Genomic DNA, 472 nt, shown 5'->3' with positions numbered 1-472 from the left:
CGCGTGCAAGGCTTGCGCACAACGCAGCTGGAATGCGCGCCAGGTTTCTGTATATTCGCTGTCATATTCACCCGATATCCAACGCGTGATGGCGGCTGCAAATATCTGTTGAAAAGCATGTTTGCCATCCGGGGTATCCATCAAAAAGCGTTTCACTGCGCGCGGGTCATCAAATGCCGGCGTGTGGCGTGCTAACACTTCGTGATGGTTATACTCGTTCAGACGTGCGTCTTGCTGCCAGTTACTGGCATCCAGTGCAGATTCCGGCAAATCCAGCCAGCTGGCCAGGCAAGCTGCTGCCGTCTGATGATGGCGTTGCATCGCTCCGGTAACGACCCGCGCCACCGGCATATCGCGCTCTGCCCACCAGCGTCCCAGATGACGTGCCTGCTCCGCGCCCAATGGTGACAGCTGATCATAATTTTCACTGCCGAATGAAGCTTGTCCGTGTCGCACTAAAAAAATCTGTGCC

Annotated in this window: 1 protein-coding gene; it reads right to left on the bottom strand. The window is 55.7% G+C overall.

Going from position 1 to position 472, the window contains the following annotated elements; all coding sequences use genetic code 11:
• Window positions 1–456: histidine phosphatase family protein (locus tag KDM89_RS19660; protein ID WP_329604705.1), on the bottom strand; the 456-nt coding region annotated here is incomplete at its 3' end.
• Window positions 457–472: the final 16 nt, after the last annotated feature.

This window comes from Cognatundibacterium luofuense (assembly GCF_018139685.1).
In the GTDB taxonomy this organism is placed as follows: Bacteria; Pseudomonadota; Gammaproteobacteria; order Burkholderiales; family Burkholderiaceae_D; genus Undibacterium; species Undibacterium luofuense.
The sequence above is the reverse complement of the archived record's forward strand: the minus strand, read 5'-3'. Positions and strand labels throughout refer to the sequence as shown.